Origin of the sequence: Klebsiella sp. BIGb0132, assembly GCF_024810075.1 — a bacterium.
In the GTDB taxonomy this organism is placed as follows: Bacteria; Pseudomonadota; Gammaproteobacteria; order Enterobacterales; family Enterobacteriaceae; genus Klebsiella; species Klebsiella terrigena.
Genome location: NZ_JANUDW010000001.1, coordinates 467,602 through 482,749, shown reverse-complemented (window position 1 = coordinate 482,749; position 15,148 = coordinate 467,602). Strand labels below are relative to the sequence as shown.

Here is a 15,148-nt window from a genome sequence, read left to right as displayed (position 1 = left end):
GAGGCTCCTTATGCCAGCCGGCAGGCGTCGTCAAAGGAGAGACGCGGCAGGCGATCGTAGAGCTTTGTCTCATCGCCATAGCCGATGTTAATCAACAGGTTGCTTTTCCAGGCGCCGTCGGCAAAGAAGGCCGCGTCGACCTTTTCCCGATCGAACCCCGACATCGGCCCGGTATCGAGGCCAAGGGCGCGGCAGGCGAAAATGAGATAGGCCGCCTGCAGGGAGCTATTGCGAAAGGCGGTCTCCTCGGCGTGCTGGGGGCTGGAGGTAAACCAGCTGCGGGCGTCGCCGTGGGGGAACAGCGCCGGCAGGCGATCGTAAAAGGCGCTGTCCCAGGCCACGATGGCGGTGACCGGCGCGCTGAGGGTTTTTTGCAGATTGCCGCTGGAGAGCGTCGGGCGCAGCTTCTCTTTGCCTTCCGGGGTGCGGACAAAAACGATCCGCGCCGGCGAGCAGTTGGCCGAGGTCGGGCCCATTTTCATCAGCGCGTAAATCTCCTCCAGCAGGCCGTCGGACACCGGCTTATCCAGCCAGCTGCCGTGGGTTCTGGCGTGTCTGAACAGCGTGTCGCACGCGCTTTGGCTAATACTCTCACTCATAAACTCTCCTGGCCGGCGGGCAGCATTGCGGCCAGCCCGTCGCATAAAATGGGGTTAAAGGTAGCGGTATCGGTGACGTTACAAGCATGGCCGCCCCAGGCCATCTCCACCAGCTGGCTGCCCGGGATCGCGGCCTGCAGCGAACGCGAGCAGGAGGCGGGCACCAGTAGATCGTCACGGGCGCTGATCACCAGGGTCGGACAGGTCACCGCCGCCGCCTGACGAGAGAAATCGGCCTGCTTCAGCGCCTGTAGCCGCTTCAGCAGGTTGTCCTTACCCTGAAAATGGCTGAGCGCAAGGGCGTCCTCCGCCTCCATGCGCAGCGCGCGCGCGGCCATCCACTCCGCCGGATAGAGGAACAGCGGCTGCGCCTCCACCCACGCCTGGGCGCCGCCGGTATGCAGCAGGCGCTCGCGCACCTGGAAGCAGCGGCGAGTGTGGGTCGACAGCGTCAGCCAGGCATTAACCAGCACCAGGGCGCTGATCGCCCGGGGTTTGTCGAGCGCCAGCTGCAGGCCGATCAGCCCGCCCAGCGCATGGCCCACCAGCGCGAAGCGCGTGATCCCGGCCTTCTCCAGCGCCTGCCACAGCTCCTGGGCCATGGTTGCCATACTGTAGGCGGCGGGCAGCGGGCCGGCGTTTTCGCCGGTGCCGTTCTGGTCATAGGTCACCAGCTGGTATTGCTCGGCCAGCGACGCGCGCTGCGCGGTCCAGTAGCTGCCGGCTCCGCCCAGTCCGGCGCTCAGCACCACCACCGGGGCGCCGGCATAAGGCGCAGGGGCGATATTGAGCTTCATAGCGCCGGCTTCCCGATATGCGCCACCGTGGCGATCTCCACCAGCGCCTCTGGCTTCACCAGGCCGCACTGAATGCAGAACCGGGCCGGCTTATCGCCGGGGAAGAACTCGGCGTAAACTTCGTTAATCGCGGCGTAGTTTTTCCAGTCGGTGATAAAGATGCTGTTGAAGGTCACATCCTCCATACTGCCCCCCGCCGTTTCGATAACGCTGCGGATGGTCTCCAGAACGTGACGGGTTTGCGCCTTTGGGTCGCCGATATAGACCACGTTGTTTTGCTTATCGAACGGCAGCGTACCGGAGACGTACACCACGCCATCGGCCAGCGTGCCGGGAACGAAAGGGGCGATCGGCGTGGTGGTGCCGGGTGGAATAATGACCTGTTTAGGCATAACGTTTCTCCTCCGGGAACGGGATGGGGCTGGCGGGCTGCAGGGCATCGCAGAAGCTGGCGACGTCGCTGACCCAGCCAAAGAAGGTCTCAATATTGAACAGCGCCGCCTGCTGGGCGAAGGCCGGCCCGGCCTGATGGGTGGCATCCTCCAGCACGATGCCGAAATATTCGAGGAAGAAGCCGTCGCGCAGGGTGGACTCCACGCAGACGTTGGTGGCGATACCGGTGAACACCAGGTGGCGAACGCCGCGGCTGCGCAAAATGCTGTCCAACTGGGTGTTGTAGAAGCCGCTGTAGCGCGGTTTCGGCAGCACCACGTCGCCCGGCTGCGGCCTGAGCTCATCGACCAGCTGGTAGTCCCAGCCGCCTTTAGCCAGCAGCTTGCCCTGCAGCTCTGGGCGGCGGCGCATGGTCTTCAGGGCGTTGGATTTATGGTAATTGGGCGAGCCGGGGCCGCCGGCCTCCATGTACTGGTCGTCCCAGCCGTTCTGAAACCAGATAATCAGCATCCCGGCGGCGCGGGCGGCGGCGACGGCGGTGTTAATGTTGTCGATAACCGGTCGGGTGGCGGAGACGTCAAACCCGGCCAGATCGAGATAGCCGCCCTGGCTTGCGTAGGCGTTTTGCATATCCACCACGATCAGCGCGCTGTTTTGCGCCGCGAAGGTTAAGGGTTCCGGGCGAGCGGGAAGGGTAATCATCAGGCAACCTCGCGAGTAGCGGTGGCAATATGGTCGCGGCAGCGCATCAGCGGCTGAATGCGCTCGCCGAAGGCGTCAATGCCGGAAAGGAAATCATCAAAGGTCAGCAGCACGCCGTCGGTACCGGGGACCGCGGCGACTTCATCGAGCATACGGGCGACGCTGGCGTAGGAGCCGACGAGGGTGCCCATGTTGATATTGACCGCCGAGGTGGGGTCGGCCATCTGGCGGACGTTGGTGTCGCTGCCGGAGCGGGTATCCTTCTGGCTCTGCTCGGTGAGCCACGCCAGCGCCTCTTCGTCGGCGCCGGCCTTGTAGTGCTCCCATTTCGCGCGGGCGGCTTCATCCGTTTCGTCGGCGATAACCATAAACAGCACGTACGAGCCGACGTCGCGGCCGGTTTTTTCCGCCGCCTGCATCATGCGCGCGGCGGTCGGAGCGAAGGCCGCCGGGGTGTTGACCCCTTTGCCGAAGCAGAAGTTGTAGTCGGCGTACTGGGCGGAGAAGGCCATGCCGGCATCGCTTTGCCCGGCGCAGATAACCTTCATCGGCTGCGACGGCTGCGGGCTGACGCGGCAGTCGTTCATCGTGAAGTGGTCGCCCTTAAAGTCGCTCTTCCCGGTACCCCACAGATCGCGCAGCACCTGGACATATTCGCTGAGATAGTCGTAGCGGCTGGCGAAATAGTCGTCACCCGGCCAGATCCCCATCTGCTCGTACTCCGGCTTTTGCCAGCCGGTGACCAGGTTAACGCCGAAGCGGCCGCCGGAAATGGAGTCGATGGTGGAGGCCATCCGGGCGACGATGGCCGGAGGCAGGGTCAGGGTGGCGGCGGTGGCGTAGATCTGGATCCGCGACGTCACCGCTGCCAGGCCCGCCATCAGGGTGAAGGATTCGAGATTGTGATCCCAGAATTCGGTTTTACCGCCAAAGCCGCGCAGCTTGATCATCGACAGCGCGAAGTCAAAGTTGTAGTGCTCGGCTTTCTGCACAATCGCTTTATTCAGCTCAAACGTCGGCATGTACTGCGGGGCATGGGTGGAAATGAGCCAGCCGTTATTGCCGATCGGAACGAAGACACCAATTTTCATATGCACCTCTTTGCGGTCGTTAAACAAGAAGGCGTGCGGCGCTGCATCCTGCATCTTCCTGAGCCACCTCGCTAATCTGATAAAGCAAAGACGATGCCAGTTTTACAAAAGCCAATGTTATTAATGTGTTGCTTAATGGTTGCCGGATGTGAGCTCTGAAAAAGTAGACTAAATGGTCAAAATCGGTGCACGAAAAAACGGCAGTCATGCGCAATTGGGGTGCAGGAGGTCGTGTCGGCGATGGGCTTTTGCTATGCTGATGGCGGTGAAACAAGGAGATAACAAATGGCACAGGGCGCCGAGAAAAAAAGCGGCAAGCGTTCGCTGGCGGTGAGCGCAAAGAAAGAGGCTATCCTCGCCGCCGCGCTGGACGCGTTTTCGCAATTTGGCATTCACGGCACGCGGCTCGAGCAGGTTGCGGAGCTGTCCGGGGTATCGAAAACCAATTTGCTTTACTACTACCCGTCGAAAGAGGCGCTGTACGTTGCCGTTTTGCAGCAGATCCTCACCATCTGGCTGGCACCGCTGAAGGCCTTTCGCGAAGATATCAGCCCGCTGGTGGCGATCCGCGAGTACATTCGCCTGAAGCTGGAGGTCTCCCGCGACCATCCGCAGGCGTCAAAGCTGTTCTGCCTCGAGATGCTGCAGGGCGCGCCGCTGCTGATGGGGGAGCTGACCGGCGATCTGAAAGCGCTGGTGGATGAAAAGTCGGCGATCGTTTCCGGCTGGGTTGAAAGCGGCAAGCTGGCGCCGGTCGATCCCCAGCACCTGATCTTTATGATCTGGGCCACCACGCAGCATTACGCCGATTTTGCCACCCAGATTGAGGCGGTGACCGGCGCAACGCTGCGTGATGAAGCGTTCTTTCAGCAGACCGTGGAAAACGTTCAGCGGATGATCGTTGAAGGGATCCGGGTACGCTAGTTGGCCGGCGGCAGCGGGCAGCTCTGATCGCCATCTTCGCACTGCAGCAGCGAGGAGAGGTACGATTCCCGCTCCACGGTTTTGTCCGCCATGCACTGGTTGACGAGCATCGGCTGGATGCTGCCGCCTTCGGCTCCGGAGGCCAAAAACGCGCAGTCGGCGTCGCGCAGCGCGATCCACGCCAGCTGGGATTTTTTCAGCAGCGCCTGCTGGCTGGCTGAGGCACGCTTCAGGGCCTGCTGGTAGGTCTGGTTGAGCTTGCCGTCGGCCGCCTGATACTGCGCCGCCGTGCACTGGTTCATCTCCATTTGATTGTTGGCGTTGGCGCATTCGTCCGCCAGCGCCTGCCCGCTTGCTAACAGGGCGGCAAGTGCGAGTAAAGTGCGTTTCATTGTTCCACTCCCATACATAAAAAAGGCCCCCGTCCGGGAGCCTTAATTAACCACAGCTTTGGCCTGCTGTCATCTGGTCTGCGATCCCCCGGCGGCGGGCTACGGTTTTGCCCGACGCCGCCTGCGGGAATCGGCCTTAGCCGATGGTCATCAGGCTGGCGTTGCCGCCCGCCGCCGCGGTATTGACGCTCAGCGAGCGCTCGATATAGAGGCGCTCGAGCAGCAGGTTGGTTTCGCCGCGGGCGAATCCCTGTACCGAAACAATCGCCCCGTCCCGCGCCGCCACCTGCTCGCACAGCGCGCGCAGCTGATCGGAGTCGCCGTGGTAAATCACCGCGTCGAAGGACTGGGCGGTGAGATCGGCCTCTTTGGCGAAGTGGATGCGCTCGCTGACTTCGCGCGGCAGCTTCTTCGCCAGTTCGCGATGCAGGGCGTTGTCCGGCCACAGGATCTCGCAGCCGACGGCGGCAACCGCCGCCAGCTGGGTCAGCGCATCCTGTTCATTATCCGCCACGCACAGCACGCGGTCGCGGGGGATAAAGGTCAGGGTGTTGCGCTCGCCGGTTGGCCCTGGCAGCAGGCGCTGGGTGCCGGCCTGCGCCTGTTCGCTATACTGCTGGCACAGCGCCTGCAGCTCCGGCCGGCCTGTGGCCCACTGCTGTAGGGCAACCAGCGGTTTTTCCAGCAGGGTTTTCAGCTGGGCGTCCAGCGGACGTTCAGCGTCCTGGCGGGCGAGGGTTGCACCGACGGCGTTCTGCGGACGGCTTGAGAGCAGGCGGTACAGATACAGCGGGCCGCCCGCTTTCGGACCGGTGCCCGACAGGCCTTCGCCGCCAAACGGCTGAACGCCAACCACCGCGCCGACCATATTACGGTTGACGTACAGGTTGCCGACTTTTGCGCTGCCGGTGACCTGGGCAATGGTTTCGTCGATGCGGGTATGGACCCCGAGCGTCAGGCCGTAGCCGGAAGCGTTGATCTGCTCAACCAGCCGATCCAGCGCGTTGCGGTTGTAGCGCACCACGTGCAGAACCGGGCCAAAGACCTCTTTTTTCAGCTCGTCAAAGCTGTCGAGCTCGATAAGCGTCGGCGGAACGAAGGTTCCGCTCTGCCATTCGCGCGCGTCGTCGCTGTTCTCGCGCACCGCCTGGAAGACGTTGCGCCCCTTGGCGCGTAGCGTCTGAATGTGGCGCTCGATATTCTCTTTCGCTTCGGCATCAATCACCGGCCCGATATCGGTGGTCAGACGGCCAGGGTTGCCCATCCGGCATTCGCCCATCGCGCCGCGCAGCATGGTCAGCGTATGGTCGGCAATCTCCTCCTGCAGGCACAGCACCCGCAGCGCGGAGCAGCGCTGGCCGGCGCTGTCGAAGGCGGAGGCCAGCACGTCGACCACCACCTGCTCGGACAGCGCCGACGAGTCGACGATCATCGCGTTCATGCCGCCGGTTTCAGCGATCAGCGGCGTCGGACGCCCCTGGGCATCAAGGCGGCTGGCGATATTGCGCTGCAGCAGCGTCGCGACCTCGGTGGAGCCGGTAAACATCACCCCGCGCACGCGGTGGTCGCCGGTGAGCGCGGCGCCAACGGTTTCCCCGCGGCCCGGCAGCAGCTGGATAACGCCCGGCGGGACGCCGGCCTCCAGCAGAATCGCTACGCCCTGAGCGGCGATCAGCGGCGTCTGCTCGGCGGGTTTCGCCAGCACGCTGTTGCCTGCGGCCAGCGCGGCGGCAATTTGCCCGGTGAAGATCGCCAGCGGGAAGTTCCACGGGCTGATGCACACCACCGGCCCCAGCGGACGGTGGGTTTCATTATCAAAGTCGTCGCGAACCTGGCCGGCGTAGTAGTGCAGGAAGTCGACCGCTTCGCGAACTTCGGCGATGGCGTTGCTGAAGGTTTTACCCGCTTCGCGCACCAGAATCCCGATCAGCGTCTGCGTTTGGCCTTCCATCAGGATCGCCGCGCGTTCGAGGATGGCCGCACGCTCCTGCGGCGGGGTGGCGAACCAGATCGGCGCGCAGCTGACCGCGCTGGTCAGCGCCTGCTGTACCTCTTCGTCGCTGGCTTCGCGTACGTGACCGACGATATCCTTCGGCTCGGCAGGGTTAACGATCGCCTGGAGCTCGCCTTCGGCAGCCGGATGCTCCAGCATCGGCAGGGCCTGCCACTTGTGCAGGGCGCTGTTGAGTAAAGAGGAGGAGAGGGAGGCGAGGCGGTGCTCGTTCGCCAGATCCAGCCCCGCGGAGTTGCTGCGGCCCTGACCATAGAGGTCGCGTGGCAGCGGAATTTTCGGATGCGGCAGGCCGGCCTGGCCCTCCTGCTGCGCCAGCTTCTCGACCGCGCTGACCGGGTCGGCGACCAGTTCGTCAAGCGGCAGGCTGGTATCGGCGATGCGGTTGACGAAGGAGGTGTTGGCGCCGTTCTCCAGCAGGCGGCGTACCAGGTAGGCCAGCAGGGTTTCATGGGTGCCGACCGGGGCATAGATTCGGCACGGTCGGTTGAGCTTGCCGTCGGCCACTTTGCCTACCACCTGCTCATACAGCGGCTCGCCCATGCCGTGCAGGCACTGGAACTCGTACTGACCCGGGTAATAGTTCTGCCCCGCCAACTGGTAAATGGCCGCCAGGGTATGGGCGTTGTGGGTGGCGAACTGCGGGTAAATCAGGCTCGGTACCGTCAGCAGCTTTTTCGCGCAGGCGAGATAGGAGACGTCGGTGTAAACCTTGCGGGTATAAACCGGGTAGCCTTCCAGGCCGTCCATCTGCGCGCGCTTGATTTCACTGTCCCAGTAGGCGCCCTTGACCAGGCGGATCATCAGACGGCGGCGGCTGCGGGTGGCGAGATCGATCAGCGAGTCGATCACGAACGGACAGCGCTTCTGATAGGCCTGAATAACGAAGCCGATCCCGTTCCAGCCCGCCAGCTCTGGCTCAAAGCACAGCTTCTCCAGCAGGTCGAGAGAGATCTCCAGGCGATCGGCCTCTTCGGCGTCGATGTTAAGGCCGATATCGTACTGGCGCGCCAGCAGGGTCAGCGACTTCAGGCGCGGATAGAGCTCATCCATCACCCGATCGTACTGCGCGCGGCTGTAGCGCGGATGCAGGGCGGAAAGCTTGATGGAGATCCCCGGCCCTTCATAGATGCCGCGGCCGTTGGAGGCTTTGCCGATCGCGTGAATGGCCTGCTGATAGGAGACCATATAGGCCTGGGCGTCGGCGGCGGTAAGCGCCGCTTCCCCGAGCATATCGTAGGAGTAGCGGAAGCCTTTCTCTTCGAGCTTGCGGGCGTTGGCCAGCGCTTCGGCGATGGTTTCGCCGGTGACGAACTGTTCGCCCATCAGGCGCATCGCCATATCGACGCCTTTGCGGATCAGCGGTTCGCCGCTTTTGCCAATGATGCGGTTCAGCGAGCGCGACAGGCTGGTTTCATTGTGGGTGGAGACCAGCTTGCCGGTAAACAGCAGCCCCCAGGTGGCGGCGTTAACGAACAGCGACGGGCTGCGGCCGATATGCGACTGCCAGTTACCGTTGCTGATCTTGTCGCGGATCAGGGCGTCGCGGGTGGCTTTATCCGGAATACGCAGCAGCGCCTCCGCGAGGCACATCAGCGCCACGCCCTCCTGCGAAGAGAGGGAGAACTCCTGCAGCAGGCTCTGCACCATCCCGGCGCGCCCGCTGGCGTTTTTTTGATTGCGCAGCTTTTCCGCCAGCGTCCAGGCGAGCTTGTGCGCCTGTTCGCCCAGCGCCTGCGGCAGGCGGGCCTGCTCGAGGAGCATCGGCACGGCGTCGGTTTCGGCGCGGCGATAAGCGGCGGTAATGTCCGCCCGCGCCACCGACTGCGGCAGGATCTGCTCGGCAAATTCAAGGAACGGCTGGTACGGCTCTTCGCTCAGCGGACCCGCTTCGTCGCTTTCGTTGGCCGCGCCGGAGAGCAGCGCCGGAAGCTCGGGCAGCGATTCATCATTCTCCAGCTTTTCCAGATAGTTGAAAATCGCCTGCTTAATTAGCCAGTGCGGCGTGCGGTCGATACGGCTGGCGGCGGACTTGATGCGTTCGCGCGTAGCTTCGTCAAGTTTAACGCCCATGGTGGTGGTGCCCATGTCATGAACTCCTGTTATTGGTCATTCGCTTCATCCATGACCCGACCCGTATTGTGGCGGCATGATTCGGCGAGCTGAGCTTCTGTGCGGTTATGCGGTTGCGTAGGAATATCTACTATGTTGCAACTTTGTGCAACCTTGTTAATCGCAACTTGTGGGACAGGCTGAAAAATGCTTTTGTTGTTAAATTTAATGATGGGATTAGCGGTAATTTAACCTTTATTTAAAGGCGTATTTACCTGCGTCAGTTAACAGTTTTACCAGGTGCAACCAATAAAAACGTGAGGAAGTGCAACCTATAACAAAATGAGGTTTGGTCATTGGCGGAATTAGTGTAAATGCTGTGTTAAATCGTTTGTGAAAAACCGCAGCTTCCGTCAGGATACGGTCGCCCAATACAACCATTGTGCCATTACCCCGTTCCGGTAGTGGAATAAAACGACAAATCTGGACGCTGTCGACAAAAAATCTGGAGATTTGCATGGCTATTAGCACCCCGATGTTGGTGACTTTTACTATTTATATATTTGGCATGGTACTGATCGGGTTTATTGCCTGGCGTTCGACGAAGAACTTCGATGATTATATTCTCGGTGGCCGTAGCCTCGGTCCCTTTGTGACCGCGCTGTCCGCTGGAGCCTCGGATATGAGCGGCTGGCTGCTGATGGGGCTGCCGGGAGCCATATTTCTTTCCGGTATTTCCGAGAGCTGGATTGCCATCGGCCTGACGCTGGGGGCGTGGGTTAACTGGAAGCTGGTAGCCGGTCGCCTGCGCGTTCATACCGAGGTGAATAATAACGCGCTGACCCTGCCGGACTATTTCACCGGCCGCTTTGAAGATAAAAGCCGAGTGCTGCGTATTATCTCCGCGCTGGTTATTTTGCTGTTCTTCACTATTTATTGTGCCTCCGGCATCGTTGCCGGCGCGCGTCTGTTTGAAAGCACCTTTGGCATGAGCTACGAAACGGCGCTGTGGGCCGGTGCTGCCGCGACGATTATTTATACCTTCGTCGGCGGATTCCTCGCGGTAAGCTGGACCGATACCGTGCAGGCCAGCCTGATGATTTTCGCGCTGATCCTGACGCCGGTGATGGTGATTATTTCCGTCGGCGGCTTCGGCGATTCGCTGGAGGTGATTAAGCAAAAGAGCATTGAAAACGTCGATATGCTGAAGGGGCTTAATTTCGTCGCCATTATCTCGCTGATGGGCTGGGGGCTGGGCTACTTTGGTCAACCGCATATTCTGGCTCGCTTTATGGCGGCGGACTCCCATCACAGCATCGTCCACGCTCGCCGTATCAGCATGACCTGGATGATCTTCTGCCTGGCGGGCGCCGTGGCGGTTGGCTTCTTCGGCATCGCGTGGTTTAACAACAACCCGGCGCTGGCCGGGGCGGTAAATCAGAACTCCGAGCGCGTGTTTATTGAACTGGCGCAAATCCTGTTTAACCCGTGGATTGCCGGTATCCTGCTGTCGGCGATTCTGGCGGCGGTGATGTCAACCCTGAGCTGCCAGCTGCTGGTCTGTTCCAGCGCGATCACCGAGGATTTGTATAAGGCCTTCCTGCGCAAGAACGCCGGGCAGAAAGAGCTGGTGTGGGTGGGTCGGATGATGGTGCTGGTGGTGGCGCTGATTGCTATCGCGCTGGCGGCCAATCCGGACAACCGCGTGCTGGGCCTGGTGAGCTACGCGTGGGCGGGCTTCGGTGCGGCCTTCGGTCCGGTGGTGCTGTTCTCCGTTATGTGGTCACGCATGACCCGCAACGGCGCGCTGGCCGGCATGGTTATCGGCGCGCTGACCGTTATCGTCTGGAAACAGTTTGGCTGGCTAGGCCTGTACGAAATCATCCCTGGCTTCATCTTTGGCAGCCTCGGGATTGTGGTCTTCAGCCTGCTGAGCAAAGCGCCTTCGGCATCCATGCAGCAGCGTTTTGCCGAGGCCGACGCCCACTATCACTCCGCGCCGCCGGTCCGCGCGACCGCAGAGTAAGCACAGGCTTTCTGCTAAAGCCCGCCTCCGGCGGGCTTTTTTGTCTCCGCGGTTCGCCGCAGCCGGACCGAGAGCGACGGGAACCCTCTTGCTAATTCTCTGAAAATACGCTGATATCTGAGCACAAATAACAATGAGGATAGCAATATGAGTTTCAAACAGGGTGCAATGGCGCTGGTGCTGGCAGGGCTGCTTGGCGGCTGCGTGGCGCCGGCCAAAACGACCGTTTCAGCGCCGGCTACCGGCGCCTGCCCGGCGGACAATGCCATGGAGCAGACCACGCTGTACTTTGGCCTCAGCCGTCCGGCGGGTAAAGATATCACCCCCGCGGAGTGGCAGCAGTTTGTTGACCGTGACGTCACCCCGCGCTTTCGCGACGGCCTGACGGCGTTTGACGCCCGGGGCCAGTGGCTGGGTAACGACGGGAGCGTGGCGCGCGAGCAGAGCAAGGCGCTGATGCTGATCCACGGGAAAGATGCGAAGAGCGAAGAGGGGATTGAGGCGCTGCGCACGATCTATAAGTCGCGCTTCGCCCAGGAGTCAGTGATGCGCGTCGATGGCCAGGTTTGCGTTCATTTCTAAATAAGCGTTATTGCTGAATAAGGCTTTTTGCTTAAGAAAAGGCGGGGCGATGCCCCGCCTTAATTGCGGCGATATTGCGGCGATATTCGCGGCGCAAGCTCGCGCTTACAGCACCAGACCGGCGAAGCTGGCGGAGAGCAGGCTGACCAGCGTCGCGCCGTAGACCAGGCGCAGGCCGAAGCGGGAAACAATGTTGCCCTGCGGCTCGTTAAGCCCCTTAATGGCGCCGGCGATAATGCCAATCGAGGCAAAGTTAGCAAAAGAGACCAGGAAGACCGACAGAATGCCCAGCCCCCGCGGCGTCATGCCGGCGGCAATTTTCTGCAACTCGATCATGGCGACAAATTCGTTGGCCACCAGCTTGGTCGCCATAATGCTCCCGGCGTTCAGCGCATCGCTGAGCGGAATACCGATCAGCCACGCCAGCGGGTAAAAGACGTAGCCCAGAATCTGCTGGAAGCTGAGGCCAAATACGGTAGCGAAGAGGGCGTTAACGGCGCTGATTAAGGCAATAAAGCCCATCAGCATTGCCAGAATAATCATCGCCACCTTGAAGCCAGCCAGAATATATTCGCCGAGCATTTCAAAGAAGCTCTGCGACTCATGCAGCTTCTCCAGCTTAATCTCTTCTTCGCTGCCCGGTCGCGTCGGGTTAATAATGGACAGCACAATAAAGGTGCTGAACATATTGAGGATCAGCGCCGCGACGACGTATTTCGCGTCCAGCATACTCATATAGGCGCCGACAATCGACAGCGACACCGTCGACATCGCGGTGGCGGCCATGGTGAACAGCCGGCGAGAGGAGAGATCGCCGAGCACGCCCTTATAGGCAATGAAGTTTTCCGACTGTCCGAGGATCAGCGAGCTGACGGCGTTAAAGGACTCGAGCTTGCCCATGCCGTTGACTTTTGACAGTAGGGTGCCGATGACGCGAATAAAAATGGGCAGAATGCGCCAGTGCTGGAGAATACCAATCAGCGCGGAGATAAAGACAATCGGGCACAGCACGCCGAGGAAAATAAAGGCCAGGCCTTTTTCACTCATGCCGCCAAATACAAAGTTGGTGCCCTCAGCGGCAAAGCCGAGTAATGAGGTGAAAAAGCCGGAGATATTTTTAACTATCCACAGGCCGCTTTCGGCGTGGAGAAAAAAGAAAGCCAGGGCGATTTCAATAACAATTAACTGGATAATATAGCGAAAGCGGATTTTTTGTCGGTCATAGCTGGCAAGCCAGGCAAGGCCGAGGATAACCACCAGCGCCAGCAGGAAGTGTAAAAACTGAGTCATATTATTCTTTTCGCAGGTAAATAAGGCCGCTATTTAGCCACAGCCGCTACCTCCGGTAAATATCTGCTGCGAAAAAACCGGCGATCCTGTTCGCTGCCGCAGGCGCAGGCGAATAATTGCCTAAGTAATTATTTTCCAGCGATTAATTTACAACTCGTCATCATTCTCTACACATTTCACTTGTGTTTCTGATTATTGTAATGATAATCACTATCAGAAATATTTACCTATCTTTGCATCCGTTGACCGCGGCTCACATTTAAGGATGTCGGCATGTTTGTTCCATTTCTCATCATGTTACGTGAAGGCCTGGAAGCAGCGCTGATTGTCAGCCTGATCGCCAGCTATCTGAAACGCACTCAGCGCGGAAACTGGATTGGCGTAATGTGGATTGGGGTCATCCTCGCGGCGGCGCTGTGCCTCGGCCTGGGGATCTTTATCAACGAAACAACCGGCGAATTCCCGCAGCGTGAACAGGAGCTGTTTGAGGGCATCGTGGCGCTGGTGGCGGTCTTTATCCTGACCTGGATGGTGTTCTGGATGCGCAAGGTGTCGCGCAACGTGAAGCAGCAGCTGGAGCAGGCGGTGGATAACGCCCTGCAGCGCGGTAACAACCACGGCTGGGCGCTGGTGATGATGGTCTTTTTTGCCGTGGCGCGCGAAGGCCTGGAGTCGGTATTTTTCCTGCTGGCGGCGTTCCAGCAGGATGTCGGTATCTGGCCGCCGCTGGGCGCGATACTTGGCCTAGCCACCGCCGTCGTCCTCGGTTTCCTGCTGTACTGGGGCGGTATCCGCCTTAATCTCGGCGCCTTCTTCAAGTGGACCAGCCTGTTCATCCTGCTGGTCGCCGCGGGCCTTGCCGCCGGCGCCATTCGCGCCTTTCACGAGGCCGGGCTGTGGAACCACTTCCAGGACGTGGCGTTCGATCTGAGCGGCGTGCTGTCGACGCACAGCCTGTTCGGTACGCTGCTTGAAGGCATCTTCGGCTATCAGGAAGCGCCGACCGTCAGCGAAGTGGCGGTGTACTTTATCTATTTGATTCCGGCGCTGGTGCTGTTTGCGCTGCCGCCGCGTAGCAATCCAGCAGCCTCGCGTACCGCTCCGCTTAAGTAGGGCGCCGCAGGATATATCGTTACCACATACTTACCGAAAGGGATGATCATGATGACTCATTTTCGCCGTAATGCGCTGCAGCTTGCCGTCGCAGCGTTGTTCAGCTCCGCCTTTTGCGCCCAGGCTGCGGATATTCCGCAGGTAAAAGTGACCGTTAATGACAAGCAGTGTGAACCGATGAACGTGACCGTGAAAGCGGGTAAAACGCAGTTCATCATTCAGAACCACAGTCAGAAGGCGCTGGAGTGGGAGATCCTTAAAGGCGTGATGGTCGTGGAAGAGCGCGAAAACATTGCGCCGGGCTTTACGCAAAAGCTGACGGCTAACCTGCAGCCGGGCGAATACGATATGACCTGCGGCCTGCTGACTAACCCGAAAGGGAAGCTGATTGTCACCGGCGCGGCCACCAAAGACGCGGCGAAAGCCGACGCGCTGCTGAGCCTCGGCGAAGCGATTACCGCCTATAAAGCCTACGTCACGGCACAAACCGCCCAGCTGGTTAGCGGCACGAAGGCCTTCACCGACGCGGTGAAAGCGGGCGATATCGAAAAAGCGAAAGCGCTGTATGCCCCGACGCGTCAGCACTACGAGCGCATCGAACCGATCGCCGAGCTGTTCTCCGATCTTGACGGCAGCATTGATGCCCGTGAAGACGACTACGAGAAGAAGGCGGAAGATCCGAAATTCACCGGCTTCCACCGTCTGGAAAAAGCCCTGTTTGGCGACAACAGCACCAAGGGCATGGAGAGCTACGCCGACCGTCTGAATACCGACGTGCTGGAGCTGCAAAAACGCATCAGCGAGCTGGCGTTCCCGCCGTCTAAAGTGGTGGGCGGCGCCGCGGGCCTGATTGAAGAAGTGGCCGCCAGCAAAATCAGCGGCGAAGAAGATCGCTACAGCCACACCGACCTGTGGGACTTCCAGGCCAACGTTGACGGCGCGCAGAAAATTGTCGACCTGCTGCGTCCGCAGTTGCAGAAAGAGAACGCCGCGCTGCTGGCGAAAGTTGACGCTAACTTCAAGAAAGTTGACGCGATCCTCGCGAAATACCGCACCAAAGACGGCTATGAGACCTATGACAAGCTGACCGATGCGGATCGTAACGCGCTGAAAGGCCCGATCACCACCCTGGCGGAAGATCTGGCTCAGCTGCGCGGGATCCTGGGTCTGGACTAA

At 60.3% G+C, this 15,148-nt stretch carries 13 protein-coding genes; 5 read left to right on the top strand and 8 right to left on the bottom strand.

Features of this window, described 5'->3' with window-relative positions; translation table 11 throughout:
• Positions 1-8: 8 nt before the first annotated feature.
• The 5 genes from M2416_RS02195 to rutA are packed head-to-tail and all read right to left on the bottom strand — an operon-like array spanning position 9 to position 3,582.
• Complete coding sequence (locus tag M2416_RS02195; protein ID WP_041144916.1) at positions 9-599, bottom strand: malonic semialdehyde reductase; 591 nt, start codon at positions 597-599, stop codon at positions 9-11.
• On the bottom strand, positions 596-1,396 hold the full coding sequence (gene rutD / locus M2416_RS02190) for a pyrimidine utilization protein D (protein WP_259221838.1): 801 nt from the start codon (positions 1,394-1,396) through the stop codon (positions 596-598). The genes M2416_RS02195 and rutD overlap by 4 nt, the downstream gene beginning before the upstream one ends.
• On the bottom strand, positions 1,393-1,788 hold the full coding sequence (gene rutC, locus M2416_RS02185; protein WP_041144918.1) for a pyrimidine utilization protein C: 396 nt from the start codon (positions 1,786-1,788) through the stop codon (positions 1,393-1,395). The genes rutD and rutC overlap by 4 nt, the downstream gene beginning before the upstream one ends.
• Entirely contained in the window at positions 1,781-2,491 is a 711-nt protein-coding gene (rutB, locus tag M2416_RS02180; protein ID WP_259221836.1) for a pyrimidine utilization protein B, read from the bottom strand. The genes rutC and rutB overlap by 8 nt, the downstream gene beginning before the upstream one ends.
• Positions 2,491-3,582 (bottom strand): pyrimidine utilization protein A, encoded by a 1,092-nt coding sequence (gene rutA / locus M2416_RS02175; protein WP_128878545.1) that lies wholly within the window; start codon positions 3,580-3,582, stop codon positions 2,491-2,493. The genes rutB and rutA overlap by 1 nt, the downstream gene beginning before the upstream one ends.
• A 285-nt stretch (positions 3,583-3,867) precedes the next feature.
• Between rutA and rutR the strand changes: the two genes are divergently transcribed.
• Positions 3,868-4,506, top strand: a complete 639-nt coding sequence (rutR, locus tag M2416_RS02170; protein WP_041144920.1) for an HTH-type transcriptional regulator RutR — start codon at positions 3,868-3,870, stop codon at positions 4,504-4,506.
• On the opposite strand, the gene M2416_RS02165 is transcribed toward rutR, so the two are convergent.
• Positions 4,503-4,898 carry a lysozyme inhibitor LprI family protein gene (locus M2416_RS02165; RefSeq protein WP_259221835.1) on the bottom strand — a complete coding sequence of 132 codons (396 nt, stop codon included), beginning with the start codon at positions 4,896-4,898 and terminating at the stop codon, positions 4,503-4,505. The two genes, rutR and M2416_RS02165, sit on opposite strands and share 4 nt — an antisense overlap.
• A 136-nt stretch (positions 4,899-5,034) precedes the next feature.
• Entirely contained in the window at positions 5,035-8,997 is a 3,963-nt protein-coding gene (gene putA / locus M2416_RS02160; RefSeq protein ID WP_259221834.1) for a trifunctional transcriptional regulator/proline dehydrogenase/L-glutamate gamma-semialdehyde dehydrogenase, read from the bottom strand.
• A 481-nt stretch (positions 8,998-9,478) separates the two neighbouring features.
• Between putA and putP the strand changes: the two genes are divergently transcribed.
• Together putP and M2416_RS02150 are read left to right on the top strand one after the other, a co-directional pair.
• A complete protein-coding gene (gene putP, locus M2416_RS02155; RefSeq protein WP_041144923.1) occupies positions 9,479-10,987 on the top strand; it encodes a sodium/proline symporter PutP in 1,509 nt (502 codons plus the stop codon).
• Between the two features lie 147 nt (positions 10,988-11,134).
• Positions 11,135-11,569, top strand: a complete 435-nt coding sequence (locus M2416_RS02150) for a DUF3574 domain-containing protein (protein WP_259221833.1) — start codon at positions 11,135-11,137, stop codon at positions 11,567-11,569.
• Between the two features lie 105 nt (positions 11,570-11,674).
• Here M2416_RS02150 and M2416_RS02145 read toward each other — a convergent pair whose 3' ends face one another.
• On the bottom strand, positions 11,675-12,859 hold the full coding sequence (locus tag M2416_RS02145) for a NupC/NupG family nucleoside CNT transporter (RefSeq protein WP_041144925.1): 1,185 nt from the start codon (positions 12,857-12,859) through the stop codon (positions 11,675-11,677).
• A gap of 273 nt (positions 12,860-13,132) precedes the next feature.
• On the opposite strand from M2416_RS02145, the gene efeU reads away from it, so the two are divergent.
• Both efeU and efeO read left to right on the top strand, forming a co-directional pair.
• Entirely contained in the window at positions 13,133-13,972 is an 840-nt protein-coding gene (gene efeU / locus M2416_RS02140; RefSeq protein WP_076945168.1) for an iron uptake transporter permease EfeU, read from the top strand.
• Between the two features lie 48 nt (positions 13,973-14,020).
• Entirely contained in the window at positions 14,021-15,148 is a 1,128-nt protein-coding gene (efeO, locus tag M2416_RS02135; protein ID WP_076945491.1) for an iron uptake system protein EfeO, read from the top strand.